Source organism: Stenotrophomonas sp. 10N36 (assembly GCF_056395005.1).
In genome coordinates, this window is the sequence record NZ_JBFTIS010000009.1 from 26,396 (window position 1) to 42,149 (window position 15,754).

Sequence of the window (15,754 nt, forward strand, 5' to 3'; positions counted from 1 at the left end):
GCGGACGCGGTCGGTATCAGGAAGTAGGCAGCGCGCGGGTCAGCGCAGCGCGGCCTGCAGGGCCTTGCGGATGACGGTGGCGACATCGTCGCCCTCGGCGTTGGCATCGCGCGCCATGCGCGCGGCCTCGGCCGGCTTGTAGCCCAGCTGCTGCAGGGCCACCGTGGCCTCGGAGACCGGGTCGGTGGCCGGCGCGGCACCGGCCAGGGGCGCGCCGCCCCCGCCGAAGTTGGCCGCGCGGTCGCGCAGCTCCAGCACCATGCGCTCGGCGGTTTTCTTGCCGATGCCAGGAATGCGGGTCAGCGCGGTGATGTCACCGGCCTGCAGCATGCGCGCGAACTCGTCCACGCTCACCCCCGACAACACCGCCAGCGCGATCTTGGCGCCGATCCCGCTGACCTTCTGCACGTCGCGGAACAGGCGGCGCTCGCCCTCGCGCAGGAAGCCATACAGCGAGACGCTGTCTTCCTTCTGCGCGTAGTGGGTGAACAGGGTGACCTCGCGGCCCAGCTCGGGCAGGTCGTAGAAGGTGCTCATCGGCGCCTCCAGCTCGTAACCGACGCCATTGACGTCGATGAGCAGCCACGGCGGCGCCTTGTAGGCCACGATCCCGCGCAGACGACCAATCATGCAGCTTTCCTCATTTGCGGCTCCAGGCCATTCGGGCGTTGACGCCCAGGCGCTGCGCCGTTGCCCGTACGTGGGCGTGGGTGATGGCCACGGCCAACGCATCGGCGGCGTCGGCCTGCAGCTTGGTTTTCAGGTTGAGCATGAGCCCGACCATGTGTTGGACCTGTTGTTTTTCCGCGCCACCGCGGCCGACCACGGCCAGCTTGATTTCGGTGGCCGCGTACTCGCTGACCGGCAGGTCGCGCATGACCACCGCCGAGATGGCCGCGCCGCGGGCCTGGCCCAGCTTCAGGGCCGAGTCGGGGTTGCGCGCCATGAACACTTTTTCGATCGCCACTTCGTCGGGGCGGTATTCCTCGACCAGGGCGTTCAGGCCCAGCACCAGCAGCTTCATGCGCTGCGGGAAATCGTCGGCGCCCAGCAACACCAGCGGCAGGTGGTGCACGTGCACGACCTTGCCGGTGGCATCCACATCAATGATGCCCACCCCGGTGCGTTGCGAACCGGGGTCGATGCCGAGGATGCGGGTCATGCGGCACGCACGCGGCCGGGCAGGACCCGGAACGGAGCAGTGCGGCGGCGATGGCAGGGAACGGCGGGAGTCATCATGGTCCGCATTGTCCGCCCACCGGTCGCCAAAGGCGACCGGCAGCGCGTCCGGTCAGGCGTAGGCGTCCGCGCCGAGGTCGGCGTTGGAGAACACGTCCTGCACATCGTCCAGGTCTTCCAGCATGTCCAGCAGCTTCTTGACCTGCAGGGCGGTGTCGCCTTCGACCTTGATGTCGTTGTCGGCGCGGAAGGTCAGTTCGGCGTGGTCCGGGGTCAGCTTGGCCGCTTCCATGGCGTCCTTGACCGCGTGGTAGCTGTCGGCGGCGGTCAACACGTCGATCGCGCCGTCTTCCGGGTACACCACGATGTCGTCCGCGCCGGCCTCGATGGCCGCCTCGGTGATGGTCTCTTCATCGGCGCCGGCGGCGAAATGCAGCACGCCCACGCGCTTGAACATGAAGGCCACCGAGCCTTCGGTGCCCATGTTGCCGCCGCACTTGCTGAACGCGTGGCGGACATCGGCCACGGTGCGCACGCGGTTGTCGGTCAGGCAGTCCACGATCACGGCCACGCCACCGGGGGCATAGCCCTCGTAGCGGATTTCTTCGTATTCCACGCCTTCCAGCTCGCCGGTGGCCTTTTTGATGGCGCGCTCGATCACGTCCTTGGACATGTTCGAGGCCAGGCCCTTGTCCATGGCAACCCGCAGGCGCGGGTTGTTGTTGGGGTCCCCTCCACCGCCGCGCGCGGCAACGCCGATCTCGCGGATGATCTTGGTGAAAATCTTGCCGCGCTTCGCGTCGGACGCGTTTTTGCGGTTCTCGATCGAGGGACCTCTACCCATGGGTATTACCGTGCTTGCATGAGGAACAGGGCGCGGATTCTACCTGATCGCCCGCCGCGACCGTGTTAGTCGTGGCCGGGGGGCCGCCCGGGCTCAGGCGGCGTGGGCGGCGCGGTCGGGCCGGAAGCGGCCATCGCGCAGGAAGGCGGCGGTCTGGCGCGCGGCCTCGGGGGAAAACACCAGCCCGCTGTGGCTGGCCGGAACCACGCAATGGTCGGCCAGGCCCGGCAGGTGGGTCTCATCCAGCGCCACGGTGCCATCGGAGGCTTCGCCGATGGCGCCCAGCAAGCTGCCCAGGCCGTGCGGGACCGAGCCGGCAATCAACCCCACCTGCGCCCTGCCCTCCCAGGCCGGCAGGCCGTCGAGCAGCAGGTCGCTGCTGCGGCCGAGCGCCAGCGACCAGCCATGCTCGGCCAGCGACCGGGCGGTGCCGCTGCCGCGCAACGGCGAACCCAGGCAGACCACCCGCGACACCGGCAGGTCCGGCTGCTGGCGCAACGCTTCCAGCGCCACCAGCCCGCCCAGGCTATGCCCGACCAGCGACACCGGGCCGCTGTCCTTGAGCCGTTCCAACAGTTGCGGCACCGCCACGTCGGGACCGCCGAAGACGCTGGAATAGCCGAAGGTGTCCACGCTGAAGCCACGCGCGCGCAGGCGCCAGGCCAGCGGGCCAACCCAGGCGCGGGCATTCCAGATGCCGTGAAGCAATAAAACAGGGGGATTCATGCACTCAGCCTAGCCGGTTGGCTTGGGACCTGCGGGAGAAAACACGGCCATTAGACGAATAGACCGTGCAACGGCGGGTGAAGCCGTTGCGGTCCAGTGCGATGGCGAAGGAAACGGGCCGGGTGCTCAGCGCGCCGGGCCGGCCGGTCGGCGCAGGATGAACTCCAGATCGCGCACGCTGCCGACCGGGAATTCGTAGGTACCCACCTTGTTGAAGCCGTAGCGGGCGTAAAAACGCTGCGCGCCGAAGTTCTCCGACCACACGCCCAGCCACAGCGTGCGCGGGCCGTCGCGTTCGAGCCAGTCCAGCGCCGTTTCCAACAGCCGGCTGCCCCAGCCGCAGCTCTGTTCGTCCTTGATCAGGTACAGGCGCTTGAGTTCGCGATCGCCCGGCTGCACGTCCGGGTGCGGCAGGCCGCAGGGGCCGGCCGCGGCATGGCCAACGGCCACGCCGTCCCGTTCCAGCAGCCACACCGCGTAGTCCGGGTGGGCCAGGATGATGTGCTGGCGGTCGACCGCGTAGGCCTCGTCGAGGAAATCCTGCAGGTCCTGCGCAGGATAGAGGTGGCCGAAGGTTTCCACGAAGGTACGCGTGGCCAGCACCGACAGGGTCGGTGCATCGTCAACGGTGGCACGGCGGATGGTGTACATGGCGGGCGTCCGGGCAGGCCTCAGGCCTGCGCTCCGTGGGGAGCGTCTTCTTCCTCGTCGCCCTCCTCTTCTTCCTCGTCCTCGTCCTCGTACTCTTCCTCGTCCTCTTCGCCTTCTTCTTCCTCTTCCTCGTCGTCGTCCTCGTCGAGGTCGTCTTCGTCTTCTTCGTAGTCTTCCACGCCGAAGTCCTCGCCATCCCAGCGACCTTCGCCGTCATGCACGAAGGTCAGGGCCATCGCGGCGGGGCTGGTGCCGACGCGCACCAGCCAGCCACCGAACACGCGCGCGCGTTCGGTCACCAGGGCGGCGTCGGTGCCTTCATTGCCCAGCTTTTCCCATTCCAACGAAAACGCGAATTCGCTCATTGCAGGATCTCCGGGGTTCGGTGGGGCGTGCCGGGCAGAGCCCGGCACTACGTTGGCGGGTCAGGCCTTGCGCGGGCGAACCTGGATGTGCACTTCGGCCAGCTGCTCGTCTGGGATCGGCGACGGGGCGCCGGTCATCAGGCACTGCGCGCCGGTGGTCTTCGGGAACGGAATGACGTCGCGGATCGACTCGGTGCCGGCCATCAGCGCGGCGATGCGGTCGATGCCGAAGGCGATGCCACCGTGCGGCGGCGCGCCGAAGCGCAGTGCGTCGAGCAGGAAGCCGAACTTGGCCTCGGCCTCTTCGGCACCGATGCCCAGCAGGTCGAACACCGTGCTCTGCATGTCCGAGCGGTGGATACGGATCGAACCGCCGCCGATCTCGTTGCCGTTGAGCACCATGTCATAGCCGCGCGACACGGCGGTCTTGGCGTTGGCGCGCAGGTCGGCGATGTCGTCCACCGCCGGGGCGGTGAAGGGGTGATGCAGGGCGACGTAGCGCTGGGCTTCGTCGTCGTACTCGAACATCGGGAAATCGGTGACCCACAGCGGTGCCCAGCCGGCGGCAACCAGGTTGAAGTCCTTGCCGGCCTTCAGGCGCAGGGCGCCCATGAAGTCGGAGACCTTGTTGTAGCCACCGGCGCCGAAGAACACGATGTCGCCGTTGCCGGCGCCCACGTGGGCCACCAGCGCGGCGAAGGCCTCTTCGCTGAAGAACTTGGCGATCGGCGAGCTGACTTCACCGGTGTCGCCGATCTTGATGTAGGCCAGGCCCTTGGCGCCGTACTTGGCGGCATGCGCGGCGTACTCGTCGATCTGCTTGCGGCTCAGCGTGGCACCGCCGGGGATGCGCAGCGCGGCCACACGGCCGTCGGCATCATTGGCGGCGGCGGTGAACACCGGGAACTCACTGGTCTTGACCAGTTCGGCCACGTCCACCAGCTCCAGCGCGATGCGCAGGTCCGGCTTGTCCGACCCGAAGCGACGCATCGCCTCGGCCCAGGTCAGGCGCGGGAAGCTGGCGGCCAGCTCCACGTCCACCACTTCCTTGAAGATGGCGCGGATCATGTCTTCGACGAAGTCCTGCACGTCGCGCTCGCGCACGAAGGCGAACTCCATGTCCAGCTGGGTGAATTCCAGCTGGCGGTCGGCACGCAGGGCCTCGTCGCGGAAGCAGCGCGCGATCTGGTAGTAGCGGTCGAAGCCGGCCACCATCAGGATCTGCTTGAACAGCTGCGGGCTCTGCGGCAGGGCGTAGAACTCGCCCGGGTGCATGCGCGCGGGCACCAGGAAGTCGCGAGCGCCTTCCGGGGTGGCCTTGGTCAGGATCGGTGTTTCGATGTCCTGGAAGCCGGTGGCGTCCAGGTGGCGGCGCAGCGCCTGCACCAGCTTGATGCGGGTGCGCTGCATGCGCTGCATTTCCGGGCGGCGCAGGTCCAGGTAACGGTACTTCAGGCGGGTTTCCTCGCCCGGGTTCTCGTGGGCGTGGAACGGCAGCGGCTCGGCCTTGTTGAGGATGGTGATGGCCGTGGCGATCACTTCCACCTTGCCGGTGCGGATCTTGTCGTTGACCGCATGACGCGCGCGCACCACGCCTTCCACCTGCAACACGTCCTCGTAGCCCAGGCTGGCGGCCACGGCGAACACGGCCGCGTTGTCGACTTCCACCGTCACCTGCACGATGCCTTCATGATCGCGCAGATCGATGAAGCACACGCCGCCCTGGTTGCGGGCAACGTCGGTCCAGCCGGCGAGGGTAACGGTTTGGCCAATCAGGGTCTCATCGACCAGGCCACAGAAGTGGGTACGCATGGGGGTAAAGCTCCGCAGGAGAATGCCGGCACCAGGTTGCGCCGGACAGCCCTTTATTCTGCGGCGTAGCCTGCGCCGGGGCAAATGGGCCGTGGCCCGCCCCCTGCCCGGCCGGCCCCCAACGGCCCGCCTGGCGGGCATCACGCGCCGTGAACCCGGCCCGTTCCTATAGTCCGCGCACCAACGACCGCAAGGGGATGTCGCCATGAACCGTCGCCTCACCGTTGTCTGCCTGGCCCTGGCGCTGGGCTGTAGCGCCCCGGCCGCCCAGGCCCAGATGAGTACCCGCGCCTATGCCCCCGAGAACCTGTCGCAGCTGTCCTCCAGCGACCGCTCGCGGGTGATCACCCAGGAATACGCCGATCAGTCCAATGGCCGCCGCATTCCCGACGACCAGCTGCGCTTCTACCTGGCCCAGGTCAATTCGGGCTGGGGCTTCTCGCGGATCAAGCAGGACATCGCCACCTCGTTGCGCGGCAGCGGCGGCGGCGGGGGCAACAACGGCGGCACGGTGCGCTGCGAGAGCCAGAACAACCGCGAGCGGGTCTGCAACACCGGCTGGCGCAGTGCCCAGCTGTCGCGGCAGATCTCCGGCTCGGCCTGCCAGGAAGGGCGCACCTGGGGCTCGCGCAACGGCACCGTGTGGGTCACCGGCGGTTGCCGCGCCGAGTTCGTCGAAGGGCGTGGCAACGGCGGCAACTGGGGCGGCGGCGGCGGCGGCACCGGCGGCACCATCCGCTGCGAAAGCCAGGACAACCGCGAGCGCAGCTGCAACACCGGCTGGCGCAACGCCACCCTGGTCCGGCAGATCTCGGGCTCGGCCTGCGTGGAAGGCCAGACCTGGGGCGTGCGCAATGGCGCGGTCTGGGTCAACCGCGGTTGCCGCGGCGAGTTCGCCGAGGCCCGGGGTGGCTGGGGCGGCGGCGGTAACGGCGGCGGCAACTCCAATTACAGCGTGACCTGCAGCAGCAACAGCAACCGCCAGCAGACCTGCGCCTGGGACGCCCGCCAGGGCCGCCCGGTGCTGCAGCAGCAGCTGTCCGGCAGCGCCTGCGTGGAAGGCCGCAGCTGGGGCTACACCAACAGCAGCCTGTGGGTCAGCAACGGTTGCCGCGCCCGGTTCGGGGTGCGGTAGACGCAGCAACGGGTAATGCCGGCCGCTGGCCGGCAACCTCGTGAACCCGTGGCAGATGCGCGAACGGCAGCGGGGCAGAGCCCCGCTCTACCCGGCCTGGATCAGGAAACGGTAGTGCCGGCCGCTGGCCGGCAACGTCATGAACCCGTGGCAGGTGCGCGAACCGCAGCGGGGCAGAGCCCCGCTCTACGGGGTGCTGCTGCCCCAGGGCGCGGGCGGCAGCGCCACTGGCTTGCTGAGGTCGAACTCGACCTGGAAGCGGCGACCGCCCGGGCGGGTGAGTTCGTAGATGAAGCGCTGGTCCGGCTCGATGTCCATCGCCCAGGTGTTGTGCACCGACGGCAGCATGTCGGCCTTGCGGAACATCGCCACCGAGTCGGCGTCCACCGGGAAGCTCTGGCGCTGCGCGGTGCCCGGTGGCTTGCTGTCGCCGCCGTACATCGTCACCGCATCGGGGCTGCCATCCTGGTGGCGGTGATCGTGCTTCAGGCGCAGGCCGGTCTCGGTGCGGCTGATCACCCAGGTACGCGAATGATCGTCGCCGACATGGAACGGAATGCGTAGCCCGTGTGCGGGGTCGTCGCACCCGCGCACGTGCATCACCAGCCGCTTGCCCTCGAAGGGGTCGGGTGCATCGGTGCGCGGTTCGTTGGCAATCACCTTGCCTTCGTACGCCTTGCCGCAATGGGCGGCGACCGCGGCAAGGAACGCATCGGCCGGTGCATTGGCCACGTCGTGGGCCACGCTGTCCTGCCGCCCACCGCAGGCGGCGAGCAACAACGCAATGGCGAGCGGTGCAACAACGTTGGGAACATTCATCGCCCTACCCTAGCCTGCATGCACAGGCAGTGCAAACGCGCGGGCGTGGCTGCAACCAGGGCTTCATCGTGGCTGTGTTACGGTAGATCAGGTGTTGTTTACTGCCTTCCCACCCAGGCCGCGCGCATGCTGCGGCTGACCGCCCTGCTCACCGGCGTCGCGCTGCTTCTTACCGGCAGCGGGCTTCTGGGCACGCTGCTGGCGGTGCGCGGCGGCCAGGCCGGCTTCGGTGCCGGCACGCTGGGGCTGGTGATGTCCGGGTATTTCGCCGGCTTCTTCATCGGTACCTTTTTCGCGCCCTCGCTGATCGGCCGCATCGGGCATATCCGTGCGTTCGCGTTCTTCGCCGCCCTCGCGGCGATCGCCGTGCTGCTGCATCCCCTCTGGCTGCACCCCGTCGCCTGGGGCGTGCTGCGCATTGCCACCGGCATCGCGCTGGTCGGGCTGTACACGGTGATCGAGAGCTGGCTCAACGCCGAGCCCGATCCGGCCCGGCGCAGCCGCGCGTTCTCGCTGTACATGGTGGTCAATCTTTCTGCGCTGGCGCTCGGCCAGGTGCTGCTGATGCTGGGCGATGCCAGCGCGATGGCGATGTTCATGCTGACCGCGATCCTGATCTGCGCGGCGGTGTTGCCGGTGACTGCCACCCGGCTGCGTCAACCGGATGTGCCGGTGGTATCGCGGCTCACTTTGGGACGGCTGTATGCGATGGCGCCGGTGGCCACCGTGGCGGCGGGCCTGTCCGGGCTGGCGATGGGCGCCTTCTGGGGCCTGCTGCCGGTGTATGCCGGCGCGGTGGGCCTGGATGGCAATGGCGTGGCGCTGTTCATGCTCACCGCGATCCTCGGCGGTGCGTTGCTGCAGTGGCCGCTGGGCCATATCAGCAATGGCCACGATCGCCGCAGCGGGCTGGTGGCGCTGAGCCTGGCCGCCGCCGGCATCGCGGTGGTGGCATCGCTGCCGATGATCCAGCTGCAGACCCACCTGCTGTTTGGGCTGTTCTTCTGCTACGGCGGGCTGGCCTTCGCGCTGTATCCGTTCGCGGTGGCGCACATGCTCGACTACCTGCCTCGCGAACACCTGCTGTCGGGCTGTTCCAGCCTGCTGCTGGTGCACGGCGTGGGCGCGGCCTTGGGCCCGGCGCTCGCCGGTGCGGCCATGCAGCGCTTCGGCCCCGCCGCACTGCCGCTGTATTTCGCCGTGGTGCTGATGCTGCTGGCGCTGTTCACCGGCGCGCGCCTGCTGCGGTTCCAGCGGGTGCGCACGCATCCGGTCGGGTTCCGGCTGATGCTGCGTACCACGCCGTCGGCACTCGAGCTGATGCCCGAGACCGACCTCGAGGCGCCGCCCGACACCCCCTATTCCCCTCATTCCGATAAGGAAGCCCATTGACTGTATCGACACCCTCTCTCTCCACTCCGACCCGTACACCGCCGGCCACGCCGGCCCCGCAGCTGATTCTTGCCACCGACCTGGATGGCACCTTCCTTGCCGGCGATGCCGCCGCGCGCCACCGGTTGTACCGGCTGGTTGACCAACACCCCGGCATCGCCCTGATCTTCATCACCGGCCGCGGCCTGGAAGCGGTGATGCCGCTGCTCTCCGACCCGGCGATCCCGCGCCCGGACTATGTGGTCTGCGATGTCGGCGCGACCGTGGTGGATGGCCACACGCTGCAACCCCTGCAGCCGCTGCAGTCGATGATCGATGCGCACTGGCCCGGCGAACACGTGGTGGCCGCAGCGATGCGCCCGTTCACCGCGCTGCAGCGCCAGGATGTGCCGCAGGAACGGCGCTGCTCGTATTTCTGCGATCCCCAGACGCTGGCGCCGCTGCGCGCGCAGATCCAGGCCGCCGCGCAGGCGCTGGGTTGCGACGTGCTGTATTCGGCTGACCGCTACCTGGACATCCTGCCGCCGGACACCGACAAGGGCCGCACCCTGGCCGCGCTGGCACGCCTGCTCGAACTGCCGCGCGAGCGCATTTTGGTGGCCGGCGACACCCTCAATGACCTGTCGATGTACACCGCCGGCTTCCGCGGCGTGTGCGTGGGCGATTCGGAGCCGGCGCTGACCGAGGCGACCGCCACGCTGGACAACACCTTCCATGCGCAGGCGCCGGGGTGTGGCGGCATCCTGGAGGCGATCGAGCACTTCGCGCTGCTCGCCGACGATGACCGCTACCTGTACCCGCCCAAGCAGGCCCGCGCCGCCGGCGCCGACCTGGTGATGGTCTACCACCGCCTGCCCTTCGACGAAGTAATGGAAAACGGCGTGCTGGTGCAGCGCCCGCCGCGCTCGCCCAACGGCATCATTCCCTCGCTGCTGAGCTTCTTCGAAGGCGGCCAGAAGGGCTCCTGGGTGGCGTGGGGCATCGACGATCCCAAGCGCGGCCCGTTCCAGACCCACCTGGCGGTGGACGCCGAGCGCTACCCCACCCTCACCGCCGCGCGGGTGCCGTTGAGCCGGCAGGAAGTGGACATCTTCTACAAGCGCTTCTCCAAGGAAGCGTTCTGGCCGATGCTGCATGTGTTCTGGGAACGCGCGAAGTTCCGCGAGGACGACTGGCAGGTGTTCCTGAAGGTCAACCGCAAGTTCGCCGAGGCCACTGCCGCCGAAGCCGCGCACGGGGCCACGGTGTGGATCCATGACTACAACCTGTGGATGGTGCCGGCCACGCTGCGCGAGCTGCGCCCGGACCTGAAAATCGCCTTCTTCCACCACACCTACTTCCCGTCGGCGGATGTGTTCAACGTGGTGCCGTGGCGGCGCGAGATCATTGGCAGCCTGCTGTCGTGCGACTACATCGGCTTCCATATTCCGCGCCAGGTGGAGAACTTCGTGGACGTGGTGCGCGGCGCCGTGCCGGCCGAGCGTCTGGCGTGGGAGAGCTGTGCCCCGCGCTTCCTCACCTATGGCTGCGCGGTGGGGCTGGACACCATGACCACGCGCCTGCGCGTGGGCGACCGTGAAATCGCGCTGGGCGCGCACCCGGTGGGCACCGACCTGCGCCGCATCCATAACGTGCTCGCGCGCAGCGATGTGCGCAATGACATCTTCAAGCTGCGCCGCGAGATCGGGGCACGCAAGCTGGTGCTGTCGGTGGAGCGGCTGGACTACACCAAGGGCACGCTGGCCAAGCTGGAGGCCTTCGAACGCCTGCTGGAGCAGCATCCCGAACGCCAGGGCAAGGTCACCTTGTTGATGGTGTGCGTGCCAGCCGCGCGCGAGATGACCGTGTACCGCACCCTGCAGAATCAGATCGAACAGGCGGTGGGACGCATCAACGGACGTTTCTCGCGGCTCGACTGGACGCCGGTGCGGTTCTTCGCGCAGGCACTGCCGTTCGAGGAGGTGGTGGCGCACTACGCGGCGGCGCAGGTGATGTGGATCACCCCGTTGCGCGATGGCCTGAATCTGGTGGCCAAGGAGTTCGTGGCCACCCATGGCATCGAAGGCAGCAGCGGTGTGCTGGTGCTGAGCGAGTTCGCCGGTGCGGCAGCGGAGTTGAAGGGCGCGGTGCTGACCAACCCGCACGATCCGGCCGACCTGACCGCAGGGCTGCTGCAGGCGTTGTCCATGCCCGAAGAAGAAGCCACCGGGCGCATGCGGCAGCTGTTCGGCAGCGTGGAGTATTACGACGTGGACCGTTGGGGGCGCGAGTTCCTGGAGGCGGTGCGCGGTTGAGGTGTAGAGCCGGGCTCTGCCCGGCGGCCATTGAATCCGGCATTGGATGCAGCCGACCAACGGTCGGCTCTACCGGGGGGATGCAGCCGACCAACGGTCGGCTCTACCCGGGAGGATGCAGCCGACCAACGGTCGGCTCTACCGGGGGATGTGCTGTTCGGCGATGACGGCTACCTGGCGCAGTACGTCGTTGCGGCCGGCATCATCAAGGCGGGCGCCTTGCAGGTAGCTGGTGAGCACCCACGGTGCGCCGCCGGTCAGTGGCCAGAGGATGGCGATGTCGTTGGTGGTGTCTTCGCCGTTGCTGCCGGTCTTGTCGCCTACCCGCCATGCCTTGGACAGGCCGGCGCGCAGGCGCGCATCGCCGGTTTCGTTGTCGATCAGCCAGTCGGCCAGTTGCTGGCGCGAGGCCGGCTGCAACAGCTCGCCCAGCACCAGCCGCTGCAGGCTGGCGGCCATCGCGGCCGGGCTGGTGGTATCGCGCGGATCGCCGGGGGCGAAGCGGTTCACCTCCGGCTCGTAACGGTCGTTGCGGGTCACGTCATCACCGCTGGCGCGCAGAAACGCGGTCACGCCGGCCGGGCCGCCCACCACACGCAGGAGCAGGTTGGCGGCCGGGTTGTCGCTGGTGACCATGGTGGCGCGGCACAGGTCGCGCACGGTGACGTCCTTGCCCACGTGGCGGGCGGTCACCGGGGCATGCGACAGCAGGTCCTGCGTGGTCATGGCAAGGCGCCGGTCCAGCGAGAGTTTTCCCTGGTCTGCCAACCGCAGCACGGTCGCGCACAGCGCGAACTTGAACGTGCTGCACATCGGGAAGCGCTCGTCCTGGCGGTGGCCGATACGCTGGCCGCTGCCGGTGTTCAGCAGCGTGACCCCGAGGCGACCGCCACTGGCCGCTTCAAGCGTGGCGAAATCGCGGGCGGTGGACCGGGGCGCTGCCGCCACGGCCGGGGTCTTCGCAAACGTACTGGCAGCCAGCGCCGAGAGGGCGGCAGCGCCGGTCCATTGCAGGAAATGACGTCGAGCGAGCATGCGGATCCTCCGTGGCAAAGGCAGAGTATTGCCAGTGCCCCAGCTGGCCCACCAGCAACCATTTTCAGCGGAAGACATAATTTGAACTAATACGTGTCGATGGCGGCAAAGGATGGCGCCACTGGAAACCCGCTACTATCCTCGTGCCAAGCGGCATACGCGCCGCAGGAATGCGATGATCCCATCATTCCAGCTCACGGCTTCCCTGCATGCTTCGCCCCCAGTTGCCGCTCAATGCCCTGCGCGCCTTCGAGGCCGCCGCCCGCCACCAGAACTTCACCCGCGCCGCGCTGGAGCTGTGTGTCAGCCAGGCCGCGCTCAGCCACCAGATCCGGGCGCTGGAAGACCGGCTCGGGGTGTCGTTGTTCAATCGCCTGCCGCGCGGGGTGGCGCTTACCGATGAAGGCGCGCGGCTGTACCCGGTGCTCAACGAGGCCTTCGACCGCATCGCGGTGAGCCTGGACCGGTTCGTGGGGGGACATTTCCGCGACGTGCTCGGGGTGGGCGTGGTGGGCACGTTCGCCACCGGCTGGCTGCTGCCGCGGCTGGCCGATTTTTCCGCGCGCCATGCCGATATCGAGCTGCGCGTGCAGACCCACAACAACCGCATCGACCTGGCCGGCGAAGGCCTGGACCTGGCGATCCGGTTCGGCGACGGCGACTGGCAGGGCCAGGTGAGCACGCCGGTGCTGGACGCCCCGTTCGCACCGCTGTGCGCGCCGGCCCTGGCGCGCACCTTGCGCGATCCGCGCGACCTGGCCAACGTGGCGTTGCTGCGGTCGTACCGCAGTGACGAATGGCCGCGCTGGCTGCAGGCGGCCGGTGTGGCCGAGCTGGAGGCGCGCGGCCCGGTGTTCGATTCGTCGCTGACGTTGGCCAGTGCAGCGGCGTCCGGTGCGGGCGTGGCGCTGCTGCCGTTGAAGATGTTCGAGCAGGATCTGGCGCAGGGGCGATTGGTCCAGCCGTTCGCACAGACCTTGGATCTTGGGCGATATTGGCTGACGCGCTTGCGCTCACGCGCCGAAAGCGATGCGGCGCGGCGGTTCCGGGAATGGCTGGAGGCGCAGGACGGCGCGGCGTGAATCCCGCGGCCACGTAGAGCCGGGCTTTGCCCGGCTTGCCAAGTGAAGGTGCGTTCCGAAAAGCAGCCGCGTAGAGCCGGGCTCTGCCCGGCTTGCCCGGCGCCGGCGCATTCCGGCCGGCACCGTATTTACGCGTCCCGAAAAGCAGCCGGGCAGAGCCCGGCTCTACGGGGCTTGCCCGGCGAAGGTGCACGCCGGCCGGCACCGTGTTTGCGCGTCCCGAAATGCAGCCGGGCAGAGCCCGGCTGTACGGGGCATGCCCGGCGCAGGCGCACGCCGGCCGACACCGCGTTTGCGCCCCGGTAGATGCCGACCGTTGGTCGGCATGCCGTTTTACGCGTCCAGCAGTTCCATCCAGGTCTGCTCGGCCTTGCTGAGCAGCGTGGCGGTGGCCTCGCGGTCGCGGCCGAGCACGGCCATGCGGGTGCTGTCGGCGTAGTTGGACAGATCGGCCAGCTGCCGGTCCAGATCCGCCAGCAGGGCTTCCAGCTCGCCCACCTTGGCTTCGGCGGCGGCCAGCTTGTGCGGGTTGACCGGCTTCTTCGGCGGCAGCGGCGGGGTCGGCGGCACCGGTTCCGGCGCGGCGGCGGCCATCTTCTGCTTGGTGCCCTGCGCGGCGGGACGCGAGCGCAGCCACGCCGCGTACGCATCCAGGTCGCCGTCGAACGGCTCCACCACGCCATCGGCCACGCGCCAGAAGGTATCGCAGACCAAGCCGATCAGATGGCGGTCATGCGACACCATCACGATCGCGCCCTCGAAGTCGGCCAGCGCCTCGGCCAGCGCTTCGCGCATTTCCAGGTCAAGGTGGTTGGTGGGTTCGTCGAGCAGCAGCACATTGGGCTGCTGGAAGGCGATCAGTGCCAGGGCCAGGCGCGCACGCTCGCCACCGGAGAACCCATCCACCGGCTCGAAGGCACGGTCACCGGCGAAATTCCACTTGCCGAGGAAGTCGCGGAACACCTGGTTCGGCGCATCGCGGTCCAGGTCGCGGAAGTGCTCCATCGGCGACTGGCCTTCGTGCAGCGACTCCACCGTGTGCTGGGCGAAGTAGCCGATGCGCAGGTCCGGGTGCGCGGCGCGCTCACCGGTCAGCGGGGCCAGTTCGCCCACCAGGGTCTTCACCAGCGTGGTCTTGCCCGCGCCGTTGGGACCCAGCAGGCCGATGCGCTGGCCGGCTTCCAGGCCGAACCCCACGTTGTGCAGGATCACCGAATCGTCGCCGTACCCGGCGTCGACGTGGTTGAGGCGGATCAGCGAGAACGGCAGCTTGGCCGGCGGCGAGAACTCGATGCGGAACTCGCGCTCGGCGCGCACCGCCTCGGTGCCGGCCAGCTTGGCCAGGCGCTTCATGCGGCTCTGCGCCTGGGCAGCCTTGCTGGCCTGCGCCTTGAAGCGGTCGATGAAGCTCTGCAGGTGGGCGCGCTCGGCCTGTTCCTTGTCGTGCGCGATCTGCTGCTGGCGCAGCTGCTCGGCGCGCTGGCGCTCGAAATCGGTGTAGCCGCCCGGGTACAGCTTGGCGCCACCGCCATGCAGGTGCAGGGTGTGGGTGGCCACGTTGTCCAGGAACTCGCGGTCATGCGAGATCAGCAGCAGCGTGCCCGGGTACTTCAGCAGCCACTGTTCCAGCCAGAACACCGCGTCCAGATCCAGATGGTTGGTCGGCTCATCGAGCAGCAGCAAGTCGCTGGGCATCATCAGCGCGCGCGCCAGGTTCAGGCGCACGCGCCAGCCGCCGGAGAACGAGGACACCGCCCGCGAGTGGGTCTCGGCCGGGAAGCCCAGGCCGTGCAGCAGCTTGCCGGCACGGGCTTCGGCGTCGTAGGCGCCGATCTCGGCCATCTTCTGGTGCGCGGTGGCCACCGCCTCCCAGTCTTCGCGCGCGGCGGCATCGGCCTCTTCGCGCATGACCGCGGCCACCTCGGTGTCGCCCTCCAGCACGAACTGCAGCGCCGGGTCGGGCAGCGACGGGGTTTCCTGGGCCACGCTGGCGATGCGGACCTTGCCGGGCAGGTCGACATCGCCCTTGTCGGCCTCCAGCTCGCCCTTCACGGCGGCAAACAGGCTGGACTTGCCGGCACCGTTGCGGCCGACCACGCCAACGCGGTACCCCGCGTGCAGGGTCAGGTCGACATTGGACAACAGCAGCCGCTCGCCACGGCGCAAGGCGAAGTTACGAAGGGAAATCATCTTGGGGGGTCCATATAACGGAATGGAATGTGCTGGTGAGCACCCTTCCTGCGACGTAATTCTAACGTTAACGAATACTTGACGCGCCCCGGGATGCGCAGCAGGCCTCGTTCCTCTCTCCCACGACCCTGCCTGCGCTTCCCCGGGACCCCGATGTCGGGCCCGCCAGTTCACGTAAATGGTTGCTTCTGCAACGTTTTTTGGAAACATGGTGGTTATTTGACAAGCGA

The 15,754-nt window shown here is 68.5% G+C and carries 14 protein-coding genes; 4 read left to right on the forward strand and 10 right to left on the reverse strand.

What is annotated here, in order from left to right:
- Window positions 1-39: 39 nt before the first annotated feature.
- The 7 genes from ruvA to aspS form a co-directional block, all read right to left on the reverse strand.
- A complete protein-coding gene (ruvA, locus tag AC1DCJ_RS10705) occupies window positions 40-630 on the reverse strand; it encodes a Holliday junction branch migration protein RuvA (protein ID WP_038686709.1) in 591 nt (196 codons plus the stop codon).
- Window positions 631-640: 10 nt separating this feature from the next.
- Window positions 641-1,162, reverse strand: coding sequence for a crossover junction endodeoxyribonuclease RuvC (ruvC, locus tag AC1DCJ_RS10710; protein WP_038686707.1), 522 nt, complete (start codon window positions 1,160-1,162; stop codon window positions 641-643).
- A 129-nt stretch (window positions 1,163-1,291) separates the two neighbouring features.
- Window positions 1,292-2,023, reverse strand: coding sequence for a YebC/PmpR family DNA-binding transcriptional regulator (locus AC1DCJ_RS10715; RefSeq protein ID WP_038686704.1), 732 nt, complete (start codon window positions 2,021-2,023; stop codon window positions 1,292-1,294).
- A 93-nt stretch (window positions 2,024-2,116) separates the two neighbouring features.
- The gene (locus AC1DCJ_RS10720) at window positions 2,117-2,749 is read right to left on the reverse strand and encodes an esterase/lipase family protein (protein WP_038686702.1); all 633 of its coding nucleotides are present in this window, start codon (window positions 2,747-2,749) and stop codon (window positions 2,117-2,119) included.
- Between the two features lie 126 nt (window positions 2,750-2,875).
- A complete protein-coding gene (locus tag AC1DCJ_RS10725) occupies window positions 2,876-3,400 on the reverse strand; it encodes a GNAT family N-acetyltransferase (protein ID WP_141057538.1) in 525 nt (174 codons plus the stop codon).
- 20 nt (window positions 3,401-3,420) lie between these two features.
- Window positions 3,421-3,765, reverse strand: coding sequence for a DNA primase (locus AC1DCJ_RS10730; RefSeq protein WP_478070914.1), 345 nt, complete (start codon window positions 3,763-3,765; stop codon window positions 3,421-3,423).
- A 60-nt stretch (window positions 3,766-3,825) separates the two neighbouring features.
- Window positions 3,826-5,577, reverse strand: a complete 1,752-nt coding sequence (gene aspS, locus AC1DCJ_RS10735) for an aspartate--tRNA ligase (protein WP_038686697.1) — start codon at window positions 5,575-5,577, stop codon at window positions 3,826-3,828.
- Window positions 5,578-6,022: 445 nt separating this feature from the next.
- Between aspS and AC1DCJ_RS10740 the strand changes: the two genes are divergently transcribed.
- On the forward strand, window positions 6,023-6,712 hold the full coding sequence (locus tag AC1DCJ_RS10740) for a DUF3011 domain-containing protein (protein WP_478070980.1): 690 nt from the start codon (window positions 6,023-6,025) through the stop codon (window positions 6,710-6,712).
- Between the two features lie 186 nt (window positions 6,713-6,898).
- Here AC1DCJ_RS10740 and AC1DCJ_RS10745 read toward each other — a convergent pair whose 3' ends face one another.
- Window positions 6,899-7,531, reverse strand: a complete 633-nt coding sequence (locus AC1DCJ_RS10745) for a hypothetical protein (RefSeq protein WP_137190125.1) — start codon at window positions 7,529-7,531, stop codon at window positions 6,899-6,901.
- Between the two features lie 126 nt (window positions 7,532-7,657).
- Here AC1DCJ_RS10745 and AC1DCJ_RS10750 point away from each other — a divergent pair, with 126 nt between their 5' ends.
- Complete coding sequence (locus tag AC1DCJ_RS10750) at window positions 7,658-8,923, forward strand: MFS transporter (protein ID WP_137190126.1); 1,266 nt, start codon at window positions 7,658-7,660, stop codon at window positions 8,921-8,923.
- Window positions 8,924-8,985: 62 nt separating this feature from the next.
- A complete protein-coding gene (gene ggpS, locus AC1DCJ_RS10755; RefSeq protein ID WP_478070981.1) occupies window positions 8,986-11,217 on the forward strand; it encodes a glucosylglycerol-phosphate synthase in 2,232 nt (743 codons plus the stop codon).
- Between the two features lie 138 nt (window positions 11,218-11,355).
- Here ggpS and blaL2 read toward each other — a convergent pair whose 3' ends face one another.
- The gene (blaL2, locus tag AC1DCJ_RS10760; protein WP_478070915.1) at window positions 11,356-12,252 is read right to left on the reverse strand and encodes a L2 family extended-spectrum class A beta-lactamase; all 897 of its coding nucleotides are present in this window, start codon (window positions 12,250-12,252) and stop codon (window positions 11,356-11,358) included.
- A 209-nt stretch (window positions 12,253-12,461) separates the two neighbouring features.
- Here blaL2 and AC1DCJ_RS10765 point away from each other — a divergent pair, with 209 nt between their 5' ends.
- A complete protein-coding gene (locus AC1DCJ_RS10765) occupies window positions 12,462-13,334 on the forward strand; it encodes a LysR family transcriptional regulator (RefSeq protein WP_320489802.1) in 873 nt (290 codons plus the stop codon).
- 333 nt (window positions 13,335-13,667) lie between these two features.
- Here the strand turns inward: AC1DCJ_RS10765 and AC1DCJ_RS10770 are convergent, their stop codons facing one another.
- Entirely contained in the window at window positions 13,668-15,524 is a 1,857-nt protein-coding gene (locus AC1DCJ_RS10770; protein WP_478070916.1) for an ABC-F family ATP-binding cassette domain-containing protein, read from the reverse strand.
- Between the last annotated feature and the right edge of the window lie 230 nt (window positions 15,525-15,754).

Excerpts from the sequence above, each read along its gene's own strand:
- ruvA (WP_038686709.1), bottom strand. The coding sequence starts at position 630 with ATGATTGGTCGTCTGCGCGGGATCGTGGCCTACAAGGCGCCGCCGTGG.
- ruvC (WP_038686707.1), bottom strand. The coding sequence starts at position 1,162 with ATGACCCGCATCCTCGGCATCGACCCCGGTTCGCAACGCACCGGGGTG.
- AC1DCJ_RS10715 (WP_038686704.1), bottom strand. The coding sequence starts at position 2,023 with ATGGGTAGAGGTCCCTCGATCGAGAACCGCAAAAACGCGTCCGACGCG.
- AC1DCJ_RS10720 (WP_038686702.1), bottom strand. The coding sequence starts at position 2,749 with ATGAATCCCCCTGTTTTATTGCTTCACGGCATCTGGAATGCCCGCGCC.
- AC1DCJ_RS10725 (WP_141057538.1), bottom strand. The coding sequence starts at position 3,400 with ATGTACACCATCCGCCGTGCCACCGTTGACGATGCACCGACCCTGTCG.
- AC1DCJ_RS10730 (WP_478070914.1), bottom strand. The coding sequence starts at position 3,765 with ATGAGCGAATTCGCGTTTTCGTTGGAATGGGAAAAGCTGGGCAATGAA.
- aspS (WP_038686697.1), bottom strand. The coding sequence starts at position 5,577 with ATGCGTACCCACTTCTGTGGCCTGGTCGATGAGACCCTGATTGGCCAA.
- AC1DCJ_RS10745 (WP_137190125.1), bottom strand. The coding sequence starts at position 7,531 with ATGAATGTTCCCAACGTTGTTGCACCGCTCGCCATTGCGTTGTTGCTC.
- AC1DCJ_RS10750 (WP_137190126.1), top strand. The coding sequence starts at position 7,658 with ATGCTGCGGCTGACCGCCCTGCTCACCGGCGTCGCGCTGCTTCTTACC.
- blaL2 (WP_478070915.1), bottom strand. The coding sequence starts at position 12,252 with ATGCTCGCTCGACGTCATTTCCTGCAATGGACCGGCGCTGCCGCCCTC.
- AC1DCJ_RS10765 (WP_320489802.1), top strand. The coding sequence starts at position 12,462 with ATGCTTCGCCCCCAGTTGCCGCTCAATGCCCTGCGCGCCTTCGAGGCC.
- AC1DCJ_RS10770 (WP_478070916.1), bottom strand. The coding sequence starts at position 15,524 with ATGATTTCCCTTCGTAACTTCGCCTTGCGCCGTGGCGAGCGGCTGCTG.